General features: G+C 35.9%; 19 protein-coding genes. 10 read left to right on the forward strand and 9 right to left on the reverse strand.

The annotated features are described in order from the left end of the window. Positions 1-21 precede the first annotated feature (21 nt). Positions 22-987 carry a hydrogen peroxide-inducible genes activator gene (locus tag JI750_RS12140; protein WP_202002054.1) on the forward strand — a complete coding sequence of 322 codons (966 nt, stop codon included), beginning with the start codon at positions 22-24 and terminating at the stop codon, positions 985-987. Between the two features lie 111 nt (positions 988-1098). Here the strand turns inward: JI750_RS12140 and JI750_RS12145 are convergent, their stop codons facing one another. Together JI750_RS12145 and JI750_RS12150 are read right to left on the reverse strand one after the other, a co-directional pair. Further along, a complete protein-coding gene (locus JI750_RS12145; RefSeq protein WP_202002056.1) occupies positions 1099-1863 on the reverse strand; it encodes an alpha/beta hydrolase in 765 nt (254 codons plus the stop codon). A gap of 179 nt (positions 1864-2042) precedes the next feature. Further along, the gene (locus JI750_RS12150) at positions 2043-2459 is read right to left on the reverse strand and encodes an OsmC family protein (RefSeq protein ID WP_202002059.1); all 417 of its coding nucleotides are present in this window, start codon (positions 2457-2459) and stop codon (positions 2043-2045) included. 502 nt (positions 2460-2961) lie between these two features. Here JI750_RS12150 and JI750_RS12155 point away from each other — a divergent pair. From JI750_RS12155 to JI750_RS12185, 7 genes are all read left to right on the forward strand, one after another. Continuing rightward, positions 2962-5517: a dermokine domain-containing protein gene (locus JI750_RS12155; RefSeq protein ID WP_236673029.1), complete on the forward strand. Its 2556-nt coding sequence runs from the start codon at positions 2962-2964 to the stop codon at positions 5515-5517. A 458-nt stretch (positions 5518-5975) separates the two neighbouring features. Beyond that, positions 5976-6386, forward strand: coding sequence for a cupin domain-containing protein (locus JI750_RS12160; RefSeq protein ID WP_202002065.1), 411 nt, complete (start codon positions 5976-5978; stop codon positions 6384-6386). Between the two features lie 342 nt (positions 6387-6728). Then, entirely contained in the window at positions 6729-7715 is a 987-nt protein-coding gene (locus tag JI750_RS12165; RefSeq protein WP_202002068.1) for an alpha/beta fold hydrolase, read from the forward strand. 109 nt (positions 7716-7824) lie between these two features. Then, complete coding sequence (locus JI750_RS12170) at positions 7825-8235, forward strand: organic hydroperoxide resistance protein (protein WP_202002071.1); 411 nt, start codon at positions 7825-7827, stop codon at positions 8233-8235. An 88-nt stretch (positions 8236-8323) separates the two neighbouring features. Beyond that, on the forward strand, positions 8324-9055 hold the full coding sequence (locus JI750_RS12175) for a DUF1223 domain-containing protein (RefSeq protein WP_236673030.1): 732 nt from the start codon (positions 8324-8326) through the stop codon (positions 9053-9055). A gap of 355 nt (positions 9056-9410) precedes the next feature. After that, entirely contained in the window at positions 9411-10430 is a 1020-nt protein-coding gene (locus tag JI750_RS12180; protein WP_202002074.1) for a sensor histidine kinase, read from the forward strand. Continuing rightward, positions 10411-11178, forward strand: a complete 768-nt coding sequence (locus tag JI750_RS12185; RefSeq protein ID WP_202002077.1) for a LytR/AlgR family response regulator transcription factor — start codon at positions 10411-10413, stop codon at positions 11176-11178. Before JI750_RS12180 ends, JI750_RS12185 begins: the two co-directional genes overlap by 20 nt. A gap of 204 nt (positions 11179-11382) precedes the next feature. On the opposite strand, the gene JI750_RS12190 is transcribed toward JI750_RS12185, so the two are convergent. The 7 genes from JI750_RS12190 to JI750_RS12220 form a co-directional block, all read right to left on the reverse strand. Then, entirely contained in the window at positions 11383-11778 is a 396-nt protein-coding gene (locus JI750_RS12190; protein WP_202002080.1) for a DoxX family protein, read from the reverse strand. A gap of 474 nt (positions 11779-12252) precedes the next feature. Beyond that, positions 12253-13314 (reverse strand): NAD(P)H-dependent flavin oxidoreductase, encoded by a 1062-nt coding sequence (locus JI750_RS12195; protein ID WP_202002082.1) that lies wholly within the window; start codon positions 13312-13314, stop codon positions 12253-12255. A 6-nt stretch (positions 13315-13320) separates the two neighbouring features. Beyond that, positions 13321-13695, reverse strand: a complete 375-nt coding sequence (locus JI750_RS12200; RefSeq protein WP_202002085.1) for a nuclear transport factor 2 family protein — start codon at positions 13693-13695, stop codon at positions 13321-13323. Positions 13696-13715: 20 nt separating this feature from the next. Continuing rightward, positions 13716-14453: an SDR family NAD(P)-dependent oxidoreductase gene (locus JI750_RS12205; RefSeq protein WP_202002088.1), complete on the reverse strand. Its 738-nt coding sequence runs from the start codon at positions 14451-14453 to the stop codon at positions 13716-13718. A gap of 16 nt (positions 14454-14469) precedes the next feature. After that, entirely contained in the window at positions 14470-14688 is a 219-nt protein-coding gene (locus JI750_RS12210) for a tautomerase family protein (RefSeq protein ID WP_202002091.1), read from the reverse strand. Between the two features lie 12 nt (positions 14689-14700). Further along, positions 14701-15234 (reverse strand): YceI family protein, encoded by a 534-nt coding sequence (locus JI750_RS12215; RefSeq protein WP_202002093.1) that lies wholly within the window; start codon positions 15232-15234, stop codon positions 14701-14703. Positions 15235-15320: 86 nt separating this feature from the next. Beyond that, positions 15321-15905, reverse strand: a complete 585-nt coding sequence (locus JI750_RS12220; protein WP_202002095.1) for a Crp/Fnr family transcriptional regulator — start codon at positions 15903-15905, stop codon at positions 15321-15323. A 179-nt stretch (positions 15906-16084) separates the two neighbouring features. On the opposite strand from JI750_RS12220, the gene JI750_RS12225 reads away from it, so the two are divergent. Next, positions 16085-16954, forward strand: a complete 870-nt coding sequence (locus JI750_RS12225; RefSeq protein ID WP_236673031.1) for a universal stress protein — start codon at positions 16085-16087, stop codon at positions 16952-16954. Between the two features lie 594 nt (positions 16955-17548). After that, positions 17549-18595, forward strand: coding sequence for a beta-ketoacyl-ACP synthase III (locus JI750_RS12230; RefSeq protein WP_202002097.1), 1047 nt, complete (start codon positions 17549-17551; stop codon positions 18593-18595). Positions 18596-18629: the final 34 nt, after the last annotated feature.

Consider the following 18629-nt stretch of genomic DNA (forward strand, 5'->3'; position numbering starts at 1 on the left):
GTACCTTAGAAACTAGAAAACATGACCATTCAGCAGTTAAAATATATTGTTGCCTTAGACGAAGAACGGCATTTTGCAAGAGCTGCCGAAGTTTGTATGGTAACGCAGCCCGGACTTACCATTCAATTAAAAAATCTGGAAGAAGAAATCGGAATTAAGATTTTTGATCGAAATAAAGTGCCGTTGACACCAACTGTTTTAGGAGTTGAAATTATTAATAAAGCCAAAAAGATACTTCGAGAAGTGGATGAAATTCGTGATTTTGTGATCAACGAAAAAAATCTGTTGGAAGGAGAGTTGAAACTTGGCATTATTTCCACTTTATCGCCTTATCTGATTCCGCTGTTTATTCAGGCAATGAAAGAAGCGGCGCCAAAGGTGCATTTTATTATTAAAGAAGGTTATACGGGACATTTAATGCGCGATTTGGAAACTGGGGCAATTGATGTTGCGATTATGGCTACGCCAACAGGAAACCCGAATTTAATAGAACATGTTGTTTTTAAAGAACCATTTGTTGCTTATTTAAATCAGACGCATCCTATGGCGAATGATGAATTTTACGAAATGCAGCCCGGCGACAAAACCGAACTTTTATTATTGCATCACGAATATTGCTACAACGCACAGTTATTAGACATCTGCGGACTAAAAACATCAGATAAAATAAAAGAACAATTTACGTACGATATTAATTCGATCGAAACCTTAAAAAATCTAGTTCGAGCCCATTTAGGATTTGCAATTATCCCTAAACTTTCCACCTTAAACGAATCAGGCGCACTTTTTAAACCTTTCAAAGAACCTGTTCCCGTAAGAGAAATAAGTCTTGTAGTGTCTGATTCTTTCTCCAAGAAATTATTACTAGAGAAAATGAATGAAGCGATCTGGAACTGCCTTCCTGAATCACTCAAAAAAGATTTCAGTTATAAAAAAATCCGCTGGAACGATTCGCCTTATTTTATTAAAGCGATTAGCAAGCTTTAAAAATTTTCAATACTAAAATTCCAAATTCCAAGCATACAGTAATTGGAATTTGGAATTTTAGTATTGGAATTTCCCCAATCCATTGGAATTTGGAATTTAAAACATTGGAATTTAATTTTTACTCGCTTCAATAATCACATTTGCCACTTTCTCTGGCTGAGAAATAAATACCACGTGGCTACCTTTAATTTCAGTGATTTTGGTGTTAGAACGTTTGTACATTGCTTGCTGAATACTCGGAACAATACTTTTATCTTCAGTCGCTACGATTCCGTAAGAAGGTTTAGTTCTCCAAGCAGCTTTAGTTATCGGAGTTAAAAAGCCTTGCGCATGAAAAGCACCTTGCGAACCATACATAAAATCGGCTTGTTCTTTGCTCAAGTCTCCCGCAAAACCAGCATGGAATTTAGCTTTGTCATAATACGCAATTCCTTTTTCATCTGGAGGCAATACACCATTTTCTGGAGCTGGAGGAGCAGTTTGCAACCACTGAACAGAATTTTCGCCATTATCAGGCTGTAAAGCCGCTACATAAACCAAAGCCGCTACTTTAGGGTGATTTCCAGCTTCTGTAATTACTGTTCCTCCCCAAGAATGTCCAACCAAAATAGTTGGTCCGTCTTGTTTGTCTAAAGCTAAGTTTGTGGCTTTAACATCATCTTCCAAAGAGCTCAACGGATTCTGAACTATGGTTACATTATAGCCTTTTTTAGTCAAAACCTTGTATAAACCTTGCCATCCAGAACCATCTGCAAATGCGCCATGAACCAATACGACATTTTTAATTTTAGGAGTAGTTTGTGCGTTTACGTTTGTGAATGCTAAACTAAAAATTAGTATTGCGAATGCTAAAAAGCTTTTAAATATTGTTTTCATTTTTATAAAATTTTAAATTGTTGGTTTTAGAATTAAAACAAATTCCAATTTTGAAATTCCAAATTCCAATTTTCCACCGAGAGTTGGAATTTGGACCCGAGCGATAGCGAACTGGCGAAGCAAATCTTCGCAAGAAACTCCACAAAGATTTGGAATTTGGAATTTATAAGAATTGGAATTTAATTAAGTGTAACTGATAAAGTAATCTCTGTATTCAGTAATTTAGAAATTGGACAAATTTCTTTTGCTTTTTGAGCAGTTTGCTGAAAGTCTTCTGCTGAGATTCCAGGTACTTTTCCAGTCAATTCTAACTGAATTAAAGTAATAGTTCCGTCTTCAAAAGTTACTTTAGCTGTTGTATCTAGATCTTCTGGAACATAACCAGCTTCAGACAATAAAAAGCTTAACTGCATTGTAAAACACCCAGAATGTGCCGCTGCGATTAATTCTTCAGGATTGGTTCCAACACCTTGCTCAAAACGAGTTTTGAATGATAATTGGGCATTGTCTAAAGTTGTGCTTTGTGTACTGATGGTTCCTTTTCCTTCCATTCCTGTACCTTTCCAGTTTGCGTTTGCTCTTCTTGTAAATTTCATGATTTCTATTTTTTAAGTTATTTTTTAAGATGTTCAAATCATTTCTTTGATTTTGATGAGACAAAGGTATAGGGAAGGTATTTATTAATCAAATTAATAATTTTTAGTATTTATAAAAATATTTTATAAGTATTGATTGTATTGAGGTTAGAACACAAAAGACCTTAAATAATAATTTTTTCTAAAACTTTCTTATGAAAACGAGAACTCCTAGCCCTGATAGGAGCGGCATCCTTTTGTGGCGGGGTTCGCCATAAAAGATATAGCGGATAGCAGGAAATAGCTCCTAATCAATATCAATGCTTCATTTTAGTTTTTATAAGGACAGATTAAAATCTAGGTTCGTAAAAAGAAGGATTATTTGGTTTCAAATTATAATCTGAAACAAAGTAAGCGGCTGATTTGTAGTTTTATTTATGCGGTGAATTTAATTTTATAGGAAAGAATTTTATACGATGATCGAGAAAATAAATTTTCAATGAATAATCTAACTTTTAAATTTATGAGAAATGCTTTTCTAATAATTGGAGTTTGTTTGAGTGCAATTTTGTTCTCCTGCAAAAAAGATAAAAATACGGAGCAGTCAAGTTCTGAAACTGGAAAGTCTGAAACTGCCGACTCGACATTAATTGCAGATCGGGGTTGGCCTCGTGAGGCTGAAAACAACGGTACAAAACTGGTTTATTATCAGCCTCAGGTAGACGACTGGAAGGATTTTAAAGAGATCACAGCTAGAGTAGCTTTTTCGCTGACTCCAAAAGACGGAAAACAGGTTTTGGGTGTGGCTTCTTTGAAAGCGGAAACATTGGTAGACAAAGATAACCGAAGCGCTTTTATAAAAAATCTTCAGGTAACCGATGTGCGTTTTCCGGCTCTTGAGGAAAAGAAAGTTCCCGAAATGGAAAAGCTGTTTAAAGAAACGTTGCCTCAGAGCGGAGATCCTATTTCGGTAGATCGTATTTTGGCAGATTTAAGTCATACCAAAAGTCCGCCAAAGGGAATTGCTGCTAAAAACGATCCTCCTGCGATTTTTTACAGTACAAATCCGTCGATTTTGCTTATCGTGCAAGGCGAACCGGTTTTGGTGCCTGTAGAAAAAACGGATATTCAGTATGTGGTAAATACCAATTGGGATTTATTTTTTGATAAAACCACAAAAGATTATTATTTATTGGTGGAGAATATTTGGCTGACTTCGAAAAATGTCGCGGGCAAATGGACTAAAACAACCAAATTGCCTTCGGGTTTGCGCCATCTGCCTTCGGGACAGAATTTTGATGATGTTAAGAAAATGATTCCACCTCCGTCTTCTGGTGAAGCTCCTGAGGTTTTCTACAGCAACAAACCTGCAGAGTTGATTGCGATAAACGGAAGTCCGAAATTCGTTAAAATTCCAGGAACTAAATTGTTATATATTGATAATACCGAGAATGATGTTTTTGCCGATGAAAACAAGGGTCAGTATTATGTATTATTGTCTGGAAGATGGTTTAAGTCTAAAGAATTAACTGGACCGTGGAGTTATGCTAGTAATAGTCTTCCTGCTGATTTTGCTAAAATTCCAAAAGATTCTCCGCGTGCCAATGTATTGTCGTCGATACCAGGAACTCAGGAAGCGAATGATGCGGTAATGTTATCACAAGTTCCGACAACAGCTATTTTGAAGAAATCGGATGCTGAAGCGAAAGTAAAAGTATCGTATGATGGCGGAACGCCTCAGTTTAAACCTATCGATGGAACGAAAATGCAATATGCAAGCAATACGCAAGAGAAGATTATAAAAGTAGGCGATTTATATTATTTGTGTTTTCAGGCGGTTTGGTTTATGTCGACAAGTCCGAATGGGCCTTGGAAAACCTGCGATTCTGTTCCGCAAGAAATTTATACGATTCCGCCAAGTTCGCCAGTGTACAATGTTACGTATGTAACGCAAACCACAACCGATACAACTGTTGAAAGCAGTGCAACGGCAGGTTATTTGGGCGCTTTTATTATTGGCGCTACATTTGGCGCTATATTATCGTACGGTACAGGATGGTATTATCCGCCGTATATGTATTATGGCGGACTGTATCCAATTTATCGTCCGTGGCCTTATGCGTACGGTGGTGGTGCGGTTTACAATCCGTGGACGGGAGGTTACGCTGCGGGAAGACGTGTTTACGGGCCTTATGGTGCAGCTGGAACTTCGGCTTGGTATAATCCTGCAACGGGAAGATACGGACGTTCTGCAAGTGTGCAAGGATGGTATGGCGGACGCACGGCTGCAAGCACATACAATCCGTGGACGGGTAATTATGCGAGAACCAATCAAGGGCATAACGCGTATGCACAATGGGGACATTCGGCAGCGACAAACGGGAATCAGTGGGCACAGACAGGACATATCACTACACGACGAGGAACAGCAATTGGTTATGAAACTTCGGGCGGAAATAAAGGTGTAATCACCCATAGAAGAGGCGGAGGAACTACGATTCATACCAATAATAATCTCTATGCTGGTCACGATGGACATGTTTATAAAAGAGATGCCAACGGAAACTGGAGCCATTACAATAACGGAAACGGCGGTTGGACGCAAGCAGGAACTCTAGGTTCATCTAAAAAAGCAGGTGAAGGAATTCAGAATAGAGCAAATAAAGGTGTTGGAGCAAACGGAGCTGGAGAACGAATTCAGCGCGATAATCAAGGACTCGGCGCAAACGGTGCAGGAGAGAGAATTCAACGCGATAATCAAGGGCTTGGTGCAAATGGAGCAGGAGAACGTATGCAGCGCGACAACCAAAATCTAGGAGGCGAAACTAGAATGGGTGACGGAATACAACGAGACAATTTCCCGAAAGCAGATCAAACGCTTGGACAGCCAAATAAACCGCTTGGTGATGCAGGTCGTCCTGATGTTACACATGATTTAGACCGTTCGGCTATTTCGAGAGATCGCGGAGAAATGCAAACCCGAAATTTCCAAAATATCCAAAGAAGTGGAGGCGGATTTAATGGAGGCGGCTTCGGTGGTGGAGGTTTCAGAGGCGGCGGCTTTAGAGGAAGAAGATAAATAAGTATAAAGGTTAATTTTAATTCGAAAAGATCAGGATGGTGGTAAAACACTAATCCTGATTTTTTTTTGCTCATTTTGCCACAAAGGTACGAAGTCGCAAAGTTTTTTATACGTTGTTTATTTAACCGCAAAGTTCGCAAAGGTTTTACGCAAAGCACACAAAGATATTTTTAGAGTAAACTTATTAAAAGTGTTAAGAGCGCAAAGATGTGAGAATAAAACTTAGCGATTTTGCGTCTTTGCGAGATTAAAAACTTAGCGAACCTTGCGTAAATCCTTGCGTCCTTTGCGGTTAATCTCTCAAACATTTCACATCTCACAATACACAACTTACAGCCTGTCCGTTTCACCCTGAAGTTTGTCCGTTTCGCCTATTTTCTGATTTCGTAAGAAGGGTTATCGAAATACTTTTGACGAAGAAATTAACAGAAAACAAATAATTTAAATCAAAAGTTATGGAAACGAAAAAACAAAAAATATGGGTTATAATCGCAATTATTGTTTTAGGAATCATTGCCTTTTTAGTTCCAAATCAAATTACAGCGCAAGGAGTAAAACGCATCGATTTACAAAAACATGATCTAAGTACTCCAGGAAAAGAAATGGTTCAAGCTCGAATCGATTTTGACGGACATTCAGCTTTCGGGAAACATTCTCATCCAGGCGAAGAAGTCATTTATGTGGTTGAAGGTTCGCTGGAATATCAAATAGAAGACGAAAAACCTGTAACACTAAAAGCAGGCGAAGTACTTTTTATTCCAGCTGGTGTAGTACATTCTGCTAAAAATAATACAAATGATAAAGCATCGGAACTGGCAACTTATATTGTGGAAAAAGGGAAACCGATATTGACTATGAAGAAATAGTTTCAAGTTTAATGTTTCAGGTTGCATGTTGAAATGCGTGTGGCGTTTAACCGCAAAGTGCGCAAGGTTTTTTGCCTATAAGACTTTGTAAAAAAACGCAAAGAGCGCAGAGCTATATGAATAAAACTTTGCGTCTTAGCGACTTTGCGAGATTAGAAAAACCTTGTGAACCTTGCGTAAAACCTTGGCGTGCATTGCGGTTAAATTATTTCAATATAAAGCATGTCCGCTTCACCTCAAACTTTGGCCACTTCACCTTTTTTTACCTTTTAAAACAAGCATTGTCAAGATACCTTTGACGAAGAAATTAACTGATAATCAAATAATAAAATAGAAATAATCATGAAAACACTATCAAATATTCTAATCGCTATTCTTTTTATGAATGCAACTTTCACTCAAGCACAGACTTCACAGAAAGAAACAATTGAAGTAAGCAGTTCACTTGGAACTTTAAAACAAATCAATGCTGGATTATTAAACGTTGGTTATACCGAAGCAGGTCCATCAAACGGAACACCAGTAATCTTGCTTCACGGCTGGCCATACGATATTCACAGCTACAACGAAGTGGTTCCAATTTTGGTAGCAAAAGGATACCATGTTTTCACTCCATATTTACGTGGATTTGGGACAACAACCTTCCTTTCTAAAGACACTTTCAGAAACGGTCAGCAAGCAGCTTTAGCAAGTGATATTATCGCTTTTATGGACGCGCTGAAAATTGACAAAGCTGTAATTGGCGGTTTCGATTGGGGCGCTAGAACAGCAGTGGTAGTATCGGCACTTTGGCCAGAACGCGTAAAAGGTTTGGTTTCTGTAAGCGGTTATTTAGTAGTGAATTTAGAAGCAAATTTAAAACCGCTTCCTCCAACAGCCGAATTAGGATGGTGGTACCAATATTATTTCGCTACCGAAAGAGGAAAACAAGGTTACACTCAGAACACTTACGATTTCAATAAATTAATCTGGAAAATTGCTTCTCCGCTATGGAACTTCGACAAAGCAACTTACGATCAAACGGCTCAATCTTTTGATAATCCAGATCACGTAGCAATTGTGATTCATAATTACAGATGGAGACAATCTCTAGAAGCGGGAGAATCTAAATACGATGCTTTAGAAAAACGTTTGGCAGCAAAACCGGAAATTAAAGTTCCAACCATTACAATAGGAAGTGATTTTGATGGCGCTTTCGCGGATGGAAAAGCGTATGCAAACAAATTCACAGGAAAATACGAACACAGAATTTTAAAAGGAATCGGACACAACGTTCCGCAAGAAGATCCAAAGGCATTTGCACAAGCGATAATTGATGTTTCTAAATAATGGTGAATAGTTAATTATTCTAGCGCATTTCACTTTTACATTCCACAAAGCAATAACATTAAGCATATAAAAATTTACAATTAATAATTTACAATTAACAATTAATAACATGAGCACAAAAATTTTATACACAGGAAAAACACACACAACAGGTGGTAGAGAAGGAGCTTCTCAAAGTTCAGATGAACAATTGAATATCAAATTAAGTTCACCGGGATCTTCGCGTCCGGGAACAAATCCGGAGCAATTGTTTGCAGCAGGATGGTCGGCTTGTTTTATTGGTGCTTTAGGCATCGCAGCTTCTAAACTCGGAGTTAGACTTCCAGCTGAAACCGCTGTAGACGCCGAAGTTGATTTATGCGTAACAGAAGGCGAATATTCTCTTCAGGCAAGATTAAATATTAGCCTTCCAGGAATTGATATTCAAACCGCAGAAGCTTTGGCGGCACAAGCGCATCAGACTTGTCCTTATTCTAAAGCTACTAGAGGAAATATAAACGTTGAGATTAATATTCTTTAAATGTAAGTTGTGAAATGTTAGATGTAAAAGGTTTGCATTTTACATCTAACATTTCACAACTTACATTCCACATCTAAAAAATCATGTTATGAAAAAAAAACTAATGGGCTTAATAATGTTGTTTTTCCTAAGTGTAAACAGCATTTTCAGCCAGAACTCAGATAAAAAAGGTTTTGCACTTTTAGAATTATATACTTCAGAAGGCTGTTCGAGTTGTCCGCCAGCAGATGAATTGCTGGGAAAAATTCAGAATGAATATCGAGATAAGAACGTTTATGTTTTGGCTTATCATGTAGATTATTGGGACAAACAGGGCTGGAAAGACATTTTCAGTAATGCTGATTTTACAAAAAGGCAATACAATTATGCTCAATTTCTAGGAAAAGAACCAATCTACACGCCTCAAGTAATCATTAATGGAAAAACAGATTATATCGGTTCTCAGGAAACGAGTCTGCGAAACGGAATTAAATCGGCACTTTCTAAAACAGCTTCAGCAAGTTTAAATTTAGAAGCAAGTCAAAATGAGAATTCAATTTCTATAAATTATAATGTTGAAGGCACTTCAAAAAACAGCCGTTTATTGCTTGCAGTTGTTCAGAAAGAAGCCAAAAGTAATGTTAGAAGAGGGGAGAATGCCAATCGGGTTTTATCGCATTATCAAATTGTGCGTCAATTGCAGACTGTTAATTTGAATAAAGGCAAGAAAGGAACGGCGACAATTTCTCTTCCTAAAAATTATAATGCACTTGGATTTGAAGTTATTGGCTTTGTTCAGGATGCGGATTCTGGTGTTATTTTGGGAGTTAAACGAGTTTAATTTTTTTATTTCACGCTCCCGATAGCTATCGGGATTAAATGATTTTAGCAGATTTTGCCGATGATTTCTGTTTGTTTTTAATCTCGCAATCCCGATAGCTATCGGGAGCAGAGACGCAAAGTTTTTATTCTCATTTTTTGTCATTTCGACGAAGGAGAAATCTTCGCGAGAAACTCCACATAGAATTTCGCCAATCTTTGTAGAGCTACTCGCGAAGATTTCTCCTTCGTCGAAATGACAAACTGTACTTGGAATAAGGAATAAAAAAGAAATCGAAATTCTGCTAAAAATCCTTTTCAAATCTGCGTGAAATCTTTTTCAAATAAAACTATCTTTGACTATATAAACTACAACTATGGAAAAAACAAAACGTTTTCAGGTTTCGCTCAAAGTAATTTGGGGAAGTTCGATTGCATTGGCAGTTATGGCTTCGATACCTAAATTATTTGATGCCGATTCTACACCTGGAGACCTTATTATAAATTCTTCGATTACGTTGTTGTTTTCCCTTTTTATATGGTATTACAACATTTATAGCTTACCGAAATTTTCTTCGAACAAAACAACCAAAAGTCTCTTTAATTGGAAACTTTTACTAAGTGTTGTATTAGGGATTTTGTTAATGGTAATTCTGGTTATTGCACATCAGGAATTGTTTCAGGTTTCTAAAATGGATGCACCAATTATGTTCGAACTTCGCGGAGTTTTGATCAATCTGATTGTGTATATGTTTCTGCATCTGCTTTTTCAAAATTATCAAACCCAGCAAATGGGAGTCGAATTGGAACGCACAAAAGCCGTTAATCTTGGCGCTCAGTACGAATTACTGAAACAGCAGATTAATCCGCATTTTCTTTTCAATAGTTTGAATACTTTGAAATCGATGGTGGATATGAACGATGAAAATAGTTCCGATTTTATTCTGAAATTATCCGATTTTTACCGTTTTACCTTAGAAAGCCGAAAATTGGATTTGATTCCGCTTCGCGAAGAAATTCAGATTCTCGATTCGTATGTTTATCTTTTGAAAGCCCGTTTTGAAGACGGTTTTGTTTTAGAAAATGAAATTGAAGAAAAACAATACGAATCGGTTATTCCGCCTTTTGCTTTGCAGTTGTTGATTGAAAACTGTATCAAACACAATGTCGTTTCTTTAGACAAACCTTTAAAAATTAGGCTTTACAGCGAAAAAGATTTTTTGGTAATCGAAAATCCGATTCAGTTGAAGAGAGGGGCTATAGTTTCTACAGGCGTTGGATTGGATAATATCAATCAGCGTTTTATGCATTTGGTTCACAAAGAAATCGAAATTGACAAAAACGAAACCACTTTTAAAGTAAAAATACCACTCATTTATGACCATCGTAATAATTGAAGATGAAGTAAAAACGGCCAAAGCTCTTGGTCAGCTTATTCTGAGCATCAGACCTGATGTTCAGATTTTGTCGTATATACAAAGTATTGACGGCGCTGTGAGTTATCTTTTAGAAAACGATCAGCCCGATTTGATTTTTATGGATATTCAGCTCGCAGACGGCCAATGTTTTGAGATTTTTAAGAATGTTGAGGTTTTGTCTCCTGTAATTTTCTGTACCGCTTTTGATGATTATGCCATCGAAGCATTCAAATCAAACGGAATTGATTATGTTTTAAAACCTTTTTCAAGAGAAAGCATTTTGCAAGCTTTGAAGAAGGCGGGAGAATTGAAAAACTTCTTTCAGAGAAATAAAAAAGCAATGCCCGATTTCGATTATTTGCTTACGCGAAATGGAGAAAATAAAGGGAAAAGCAGTTTTTTGGTTTTCAAAAACAATAAATACCAAACTGTTTTAACGGAGAACATTGCGTTTTTTTATATCAAAAACGAAACGCCAACAATTATGACTTTAGATAAAAACGAATATCCGTTAACACAATCTCTGGACGATATTCATAAACTTTTATCGCCTATTCAGTTTTTTAGGGTTAACAGGCAGTATTTGGTTAATTTTTCGGCTATTAGGGAAGCAGAACATTATTTCTCACGTAAAATAATTGTGAAGTTGAGCGTGCCTACAGAAGAAAAAATATTGGTTGGAAAAGAAAAAGCAACTGCATTTTTAAGCTGGCTAGAAAACAGATAAAACCAATTAACTTATCATTTTCTGAGATAAATTAATTGGCTTGGTTTTACAATCCAGGAAACATAAAACAGCTTATAAAAAACAAAGCTGAAAGTATAATGCAGAGAATTAGAATAATCTTTTTCATTTTTATTTGTATTAATAAGAATAATAAAATGCCTAATATTGAATTATTAGGCATTTTTATTTTGATGTAATTTTGTTTTAATTGATTTCTGATGGAGCGTAAGTCGCTGTGTATAATTTTCTATACATTGCATAAGTTACGCTTACCATTACAAAGGCGATTATAGCATCTGTTGCAGCGCCAAAACCTAAGACAGCGATTTTTGAAAAGAATGCAAAAATGATGTCGAAAAATACGCCTGCGAAAACCCATTCTTTCAATCTCAGTAATTTATTCGGAATTAAAAGTGTAATAACTCCCGCTAATTTAAAAACTCCAAGAATATAAATAAAATGCGCTGGATAACCCAATTGCTGTGTTATTCCCCAAACCAATGGATTATTTGTTAATTCGAAGAAACCGCTTGTGCCAAACCATAAAGAAGTTAATACTGCGCCTGTCCAATAGATAATTTTTGTTGTTTTTGAGTTCATGATTTTGATATTTAAAGTTATTTAACGGTACAAATGTGCGTTGAAAGCCTTAAAAATGAAATCAGAATCTTGTTGAAACGGACAAACTTCGGGGTGAACTGGACGCTGCTGGGCTTGGTATTTTTTAACGCAAAGTACGCTAAGTTTTTTTTTCTGTAGATTGTGTTTTAAGTTCGCAAAGTTTTGTGAAGAAAATCGATGTTTTTTTACGCAAAGTACGCTAAGTTTTTTTCTGTGAAATTCTCGCAAAGTCGCAGAGGCGCAAAGTTTTTTTATCTCTCGCTGATTTAACAGATTCAGCGGATTTTTTCATATTTAAAATATAATCTGCTCAATCTGCGAGAGACAAATCCTTTTAATCTTTTTAATCTGTGGCTTTAAAATAAAAATTCTTTGCGATTTCGCGACTTTGCGAGATTAAATAAACTTAGCGTACTTTGCGAAAATCCTCCGCGTACTTTGCGTTAAAAAAAACTACACCGACATTTCAGCAATTAGAGCCTGCATTAATTCGCTGGCTTTGTGGTATTTTAAATTACTTGTGTTTTGTCCCGACCAAAAACTAACCATATCGGTTCTTCCTTGAGCGAGTGAGGCGACTTTTAAAGGTGCAATCAATTTGGTTTGAAGCGGGAAAGGAAGTACTTCAGTTTCAAAAGGAACAGCATCTGAGATTTTGTTACTGATCATTCGACCCATTCTACCTGTAAGTGATTTTGAAACCGTAGTTGGAACGTTCGGATTCTTAAATAGCATTTCTTTATGAACAGAAGTCGCACCAGATTCATTGGTAACCATAAAAGCGGTTCCCAGTTGTACGGCATCGGCGCCTAAAGCCATTGCAGCTTTTATTCCTTTTGCATCTATGATTCCGCCAGCAGCAATAATTGGCGTTTTGGTTTTGGCTTTTAATTGCTGTACAAGTGTGAATAATCCAGTAAAAGAATCTTGAGCGGGTTTTAAGAACGATGGTCTATGACCTCCGGCTTCAAATCCTGCAGCGATAATAGCATCAACTTCGGCATCTTCAAGAGCTAATGCTTCTTCTAAAGTGGTTGCTGCGCCAATAGTTTTAATTCCGAGTCTTTTACTTTCTTGAAGGATTTCTTTAGACGGAATTCCGAAAATGAAACTAAAAACAGCGGGTTTGAGTTCGAATAAAACTTCGACTTGTTTTTCGAATTTCGAAGGAATGTCAGAAGAAAGATCAGGAAGCGGAATCCCTAATTCGTCAAAATAAGGTTTAAAGAGAATTTTGATTTTTTCTAATTTTTCAGAAGAATAATCAATCAGGGTTTTATCAACATCATTTACCCATAAATTGATATTATAAGGTTTTGATGTTGCTAGTTTTATTTCTTTTCCAGCTTCTCGAATTTCGTCAGGAGTTAAGGTATAAGCACCATAACTGCCCAATCCGCCTGCATTGCTTACAGAAGCCAATAAAGCGGCAGTTGAAAAACCACCGCCCATTGGACCTTGTAAAATTGGATACTCAATGCCTAGTAACTGTGTTATTTTGGTTGAATTCCACATTGTATTTTAATTTACTTTAGTTGCTAATTTGTTACTGATGACCCATTTGCCGTCAACAACGATAAGACTTAATAGGTCATAATAATTATACTCAAATATCGGAACTTGAACTTTCGCGACAGCGGTATTATTGATAATTTCTAAAGATAGGATTTTCATTTTGAATTCTTCTCCCAATTCCTGCGGACTTTTACGATTTTTTACACCTTCCAAATATTGATTTACGGTTTTAAAATGAGTTTCTCCATTTAGATCAAAACCTATTATCGCTTGAGGATGAAAAACACTTTGTAGTAAAGGAACATCACCGTTATAAATTCCGTTAAAATAATTCATGAGTACAGCCGTAATTAAAGCTGCGTTTGTACCAAAATTTTCCATGATTTTAATTTTTGAAGTTATCAAATGCTGTGTCCAGCAACATGTCCGCCATCTAAATTAATGATTTCGCCTGTTACAAAATTACTTTCAGCCAAATAAAGAGCCAATTGTGCTACATCACTGGTTTCTCCAATGCGGTTTAATAAATGCAATCCAGCCAAACTATCGGCATTGTCTACGCCAGTTTTAGCCTGAAGCGGACTTCTAATGATCCCTGGAGCAATTGCATTTACACGAATATTGTTTTTTCCGAATTCAGCAGCAAGTTGTCTGGTAAAAGCATGAATACCACCTTTACTTGAAATAGGTGCTGTGGCAGGAAATCCGTCAATAGCATGGTCAACCAAAACGGTTCCGATATTAATAATAGCCCCTTCACCTTGCTGCAACATTTGTCTAATCGCTGCCTGACTTGTAAAGTAAGTTCCTTTTAAATTAATGTTTAAAAAACGATCCAAGTCTTTTTCTTCCACATCTAAGAAAGATTGAGGTTGAAAAATTCCTGCATTATTGATTAATACATCAACGCTTCCAAAACGTTCTAAGGCCGTTTGCACTAATTGTTTTCCAGTAGCAATAAGGCTTACATCGCCATGTACCATTGCTAATTGATTAGTGTGTCCTAATTCTTGATATGTATTTTCAAGGTTCTTTAAATTTGCGGAGTTGATAACCACATTATAGCCTTTTTCTAAAAATAATTGTGCTGTTGCTTTACCGATGCCTGTAGAAGCACCGGTTATGATAATTGTTTTCATTTTTTCTAATTTTAAATTATTTCTTTTGAGCCGTGACGCCTTTTTCTCGCAATACCGAAACTTGTTCTCCTGCAAATCCCCAATCGTCTAATTCTATTTCCTGAATGACAATATGAGTTAGATTGGGATCTTTGTCTAATACTTCAGTGATGAGTTCTGTAATACCAGAAATCAACTGTTGTTTTTGCTCTCTGGTAACGCCTTCTCTCGTTAATTCAATTTTTACGTATGGCATGATTTCTAAGTGTTAAGCAAGTTTTGCTGTAAGGTTAACGTCTAGTTCAAATTCGTTGTAAATCAAAGTGTCGCCAAGATTGGTAAAGAAGTTTCCAGAACGGAATTTCATATCGTATTTAGTACGGTCAATGATGATTTTACCAGAAGCTTTCAGTTCATTGTTATTGTTTTTTACTTCCAAATTGAAATCAATTGGATGTGTAATGGCTTTAATCGTAAGATTGCCTTCAATAAAATAGTTAGATTCAGCTTGTTTAGAAACAGTTGTAATGTCTAAAGAAGCAGTTTTAAATTTGTCTGTAGAAAAGAAATCGTCTGATGCGAGATGTCCAGCAAATTGCTGATTTGTTGCGGAATCGGTTACGTCAAGAATTGCGATAGAAGTGGTGTCAATTACAACATTTCCTCCGGTTAGTTCGTCATTAGAAAAAGTAAAATTACCCTCTTCAATATTGATTGTTCCGTTGTGTTGTCCGGTAATTTTTTTTCCAATCCAGTTTACTTGACTTTCTGTATTCGAAATTTTAAAATTTTTAGTTTCCATTATTTTATACTTTTAAATCGTTATTAATTTATAGTACAAAGTAATGGCGAGATTCAAAATTGATTATGTGATGTAGATCACATTCGTCAATGCGGCTTAGAAGCGTTGTATAATCGGCTTAAAGTTTCTCTAGAAACACCAAGATAAGCGGCGATTAAATGTTTAGGTACAGTATTGTATAAGGCAGGATAGAGCGAAAGCAATTCTTCGTATCTCGTTTTAGTATCATTGTTCATAAAAGAAAGCAGCCTTTTCTGAGAAGCCACATAACCGCGATTGGTTCTCCATCTAAAGAAATGTTCTACTTCGTGTATTTCTCTGCAGATTTTTTCTCGGTCATTATTCGAAAGAGAAAGAATTTCAACATCCGAAATACAATCAACATTAATAGTGGCTTTGGTCTTGTTGTAAAGTGCTGCATAATCAGACGCCCACCAAGTAGACATTGCAAACTGCAGAATATACATTTTTACTTCATCATTAACATAGAAAGACTTTAGACAACCAGAAACGACAAAATATTCTTTATCGACATTCTGACCTTCAGTAATAATAGTTTGCCCTTTCTTAAAAGTTTCTGTTTTAAAATGAGAAAAGAAATAATCAAACTGTTCGTCTGTTAAGACAACTATTTTTGAGACATGTTCTTTTAAAAGGTTTTTGGCATCCATTATTGAAGTTTTAATGATAAGTAAAAATAGTAAATATTAAAACTGCCCGACTTGATTATTTGGATCGTTTTTAAAGTAAGAAACAAAAAAGGAAAGTCTATTTTTTCAGGAATGATATTTTACGGTTGGGTGGTGAAAAATGATTATTCAGTGATATAAAAAAGCTTTAAAGCATTAAAATGAGCAATTTTGCAAGAAAGCTTAATTACTATTTTATGATTTCACCTCTTACTATAATCGCCGCGACAAATTTTTCTGATATTGCAAATAACGCTGTTGCTTATGCAGCAGGACTTGCTAGAGCTACTGGCGCAAAATTGGTTTTATTTAATTCATTTTCTTTAAGTGTACACAGTGCAAACTCACACATAACTGCAGATGCCATGCAGAAGCAGATTGATAGAGCAATTGCTAGGTTAGAAAATTTGGCAAAAGAAACAGCCGATTTGTTTAGAATTGAAACCGAAGCAATCTGTACATATTCTTTTTTAGAAGACGAGCTTCCGAAAATTATCAAAGAAACAAATGCAGATGTTGTGGTAATGGGAATGGCGGAGCGTTCTTTTGAGCAAGAATTATTGGGAAATTCAACTACAACGGCGATTAAAAATTTGCAGATTCCAGTTTTAGCCGTTCCTGAAAAGGCACGTTTCCTTAATATAAGAAAGGTTTTATATGCTTGTGACAATTTAAGTTTTTCGGCTATTAAAAAATTCAGCTGGATAAAAAATGCTTTAGGAGATTTTGAAGCCGAAATTGAATTTTTTACTGTAGATGATAAGTTGGATGATTTGAAAGAAGAACAACACAGAATTTTATTGAATTCGAATATCGAAAAAGAATTTGAAGACGTAAAATATCTTTATAAAACGGTAAGATCGAATGCTGTTATTAATGAAATAAGAAAAGAAATTAAGAATTATGAGGCCAATCTTCTGATTATGGTGCCTCAAAAATACGGTTTTTGGGATTCTTTGGTTCATAGAAGCAAAACTAGGATTCTGGCAGCAGGGCTTGAGATCCCATTATTGTCGTTTCCGAATTATTAAAGATTGATTTGATTTAAAACTAATGATATAAAAATTATAAAGTTTTTTTGAGGAAATAGTATCAAAATAAAATTTAACAGTTTTTTTTTTGATTTTAGAGATTCAATAATTTTTTTGGCCTGTTGCCTAATTTCAAAATTATATTATAACATTTAAGCCAGTTTTGTTAATTATTCTTAATTGTCTGCTGGTTTCAGATTTTTTTAAATTAATTTTGTGGCACTCTAAAAACTTAAATGCAAATAGGTTTTTTTATCAGTATGGCAACAGCTATAATTGAGAATTATCTACAAACTGAAATAGCATTGTATGATTTTAAAAATAAGATAAATTAAAGATTTTATTCCACGTAAATACCGAGAGAACACTTGGTGTAGATTTTTAATTTATTTTAATTGGATTTTGTATAGTGTTTTTTAGCTTGTTCAGGTTTTAAAAACAATATTTCTCATAAAAAGTATTGTCAGCAGATTTAATCGGCTTTTTAAAGGAAGAGATTGTGTTCCTGCATCAGTTCTAAATGGACTATAAAAAGAAGAGAAAAGTAGTAAGCATTGGGTTCTAAGAGTACAAAGCTTAAAAAAAATAAAAACAATGAGCGCAGTTATTACAGCAATAGGTGGTTTCGTGCCATCATCAATTTTGACCAATAAAAAGATTTCAGAAACAGTTGATACATCGGAGGAATGGATCATCAAAAGAACTGGAATTAGAGAACGTAGAATCGCAGACGACGATACGGCAACATCTGATCTTGCCGCAGCAGCGATTGAAAATCTTTTCGAAAATTATAATGTAGATCGCAGTGAGATTGAAGCTTTGCTTGTAGCAACAGCAACTCCAGATCACATTTTAGCACCAACAGCAAGTATTGTTTGCGATAAAAGCGGACTTACAAATGCTTTTGGAATTGACATGAATGCAGCTTGCAGCGGATTTTTATACGCTTTGGAAATGGGTGCAAATATGATCGAAAGCGGACGCTACAAAAAATTGATTATCGTTGGAGCAGATAAAATGAGCTCTATCGTAGATTATGAAGATCGTAATACTTGTATTCTTTTCGGAGATGGAGCAGGAGCAGTTTTATTAGAAAAAACTGAATCTGATGCAGGTTTAATGAAAACGATTTTGAAAACAGACGGAAGCGGTGTTTCTTCTTTGGCTGTACCAGCTGGAGGTTCTAGAAACCCAACTTCTATGCAGAGCCTTTTGCACAGAACGCATTATTTGAAACAAGATGGTGCTTTTGTATTTAAAAGAGCCGTTGCAGCAATGAGCCAGGTTTCTCAAGATGCTTTGGCAAAAAATGAATTAGAATCAGACCAAATTGACTGGGTAGTTCCACATCAAGCTAATTTAAGAATTATTACTGCTGTGGGCGAAAGCTTAGGTATTGATTTCGAAAAAGTAAAAGTAAATATTGACCGTTACGGAAATACAACATCAGCAACAGTTCCGTTGTGTTTATGGGATTTCAAAGACGATTTTAAAGAAGGACAAAATGTATTGATCACTACTTTTGGCGCAGGATTTTCTTGGGGTGCAACGTGCTTAAAATGGGGCGTTATGCGTGAGAAAAATCCAGTTGCTACAATTAAAGCAGACAAAAAAGAAGAAGGTGTTCTAGTAGAACACTAAGATAGGATTTTTCAATTTTACAGTTGAGGGAATA

The organism is Flavobacterium tagetis, assembly GCF_016735615.1.
GTDB classification, from domain to species: domain Bacteria; phylum Bacteroidota; class Bacteroidia; order Flavobacteriales; family Flavobacteriaceae; genus Flavobacterium; species Flavobacterium tagetis.

Bases quoted from the DNA above. Each gene is read 5' to 3' on its own strand.
- JI750_RS12140 (WP_202002054.1), top strand. From the start codon at position 22: ATGACCATTCAGCAGTTAAAATATATTGTTGCCTTAGACGAAGAACGG.
- JI750_RS12145 (WP_202002056.1), bottom strand. From the start codon at position 1,863: ATGAAAACAATATTTAAAAGCTTTTTAGCATTCGCAATACTAATTTTT.
- JI750_RS12150 (WP_202002059.1), bottom strand. From the start codon at position 2,459: ATGAAATTTACAAGAAGAGCAAACGCAAACTGGAAAGGTACAGGAATG.
- JI750_RS12155 (WP_236673029.1), top strand. From the start codon at position 2,962: ATGAGAAATGCTTTTCTAATAATTGGAGTTTGTTTGAGTGCAATTTTG.
- JI750_RS12160 (WP_202002065.1), top strand. From the start codon at position 5,976: ATGGAAACGAAAAAACAAAAAATATGGGTTATAATCGCAATTATTGTT.
- JI750_RS12165 (WP_202002068.1), top strand. From the start codon at position 6,729: ATGAAAACACTATCAAATATTCTAATCGCTATTCTTTTTATGAATGCA.
- JI750_RS12170 (WP_202002071.1), top strand. From the start codon at position 7,825: ATGAGCACAAAAATTTTATACACAGGAAAAACACACACAACAGGTGGT.
- JI750_RS12175 (WP_236673030.1), top strand. From the start codon at position 8,324: ATGAAAAAAAAACTAATGGGCTTAATAATGTTGTTTTTCCTAAGTGTA.
- JI750_RS12180 (WP_202002074.1), top strand. From the start codon at position 9,411: ATGGAAAAAACAAAACGTTTTCAGGTTTCGCTCAAAGTAATTTGGGGA.
- JI750_RS12185 (WP_202002077.1), top strand. From the start codon at position 10,411: ATGACCATCGTAATAATTGAAGATGAAGTAAAAACGGCCAAAGCTCTT.
- JI750_RS12190 (WP_202002080.1), bottom strand. From the start codon at position 11,778: ATGAACTCAAAAACAACAAAAATTATCTATTGGACAGGCGCAGTATTA.
- JI750_RS12195 (WP_202002082.1), bottom strand. From the start codon at position 13,314: ATGTGGAATTCAACCAAAATAACACAGTTACTAGGCATTGAGTATCCA.
- JI750_RS12200 (WP_202002085.1), bottom strand. From the start codon at position 13,695: ATGGAAAATTTTGGTACAAACGCAGCTTTAATTACGGCTGTACTCATG.
- JI750_RS12205 (WP_202002088.1), bottom strand. From the start codon at position 14,453: ATGAAAACAATTATCATAACCGGTGCTTCTACAGGCATCGGTAAAGCA.
- JI750_RS12210 (WP_202002091.1), bottom strand. From the start codon at position 14,688: ATGCCATACGTAAAAATTGAATTAACGAGAGAAGGCGTTACCAGAGAG.
- JI750_RS12215 (WP_202002093.1), bottom strand. From the start codon at position 15,234: ATGGAAACTAAAAATTTTAAAATTTCGAATACAGAAAGTCAAGTAAAC.
- JI750_RS12220 (WP_202002095.1), bottom strand. From the start codon at position 15,905: ATGGATGCCAAAAACCTTTTAAAAGAACATGTCTCAAAAATAGTTGTC.
- JI750_RS12225 (WP_236673031.1), top strand. From the start codon at position 16,085: ATGAGCAATTTTGCAAGAAAGCTTAATTACTATTTTATGATTTCACCT.
- JI750_RS12230 (WP_202002097.1), top strand. From the start codon at position 17,549: ATGAGCGCAGTTATTACAGCAATAGGTGGTTTCGTGCCATCATCAATT.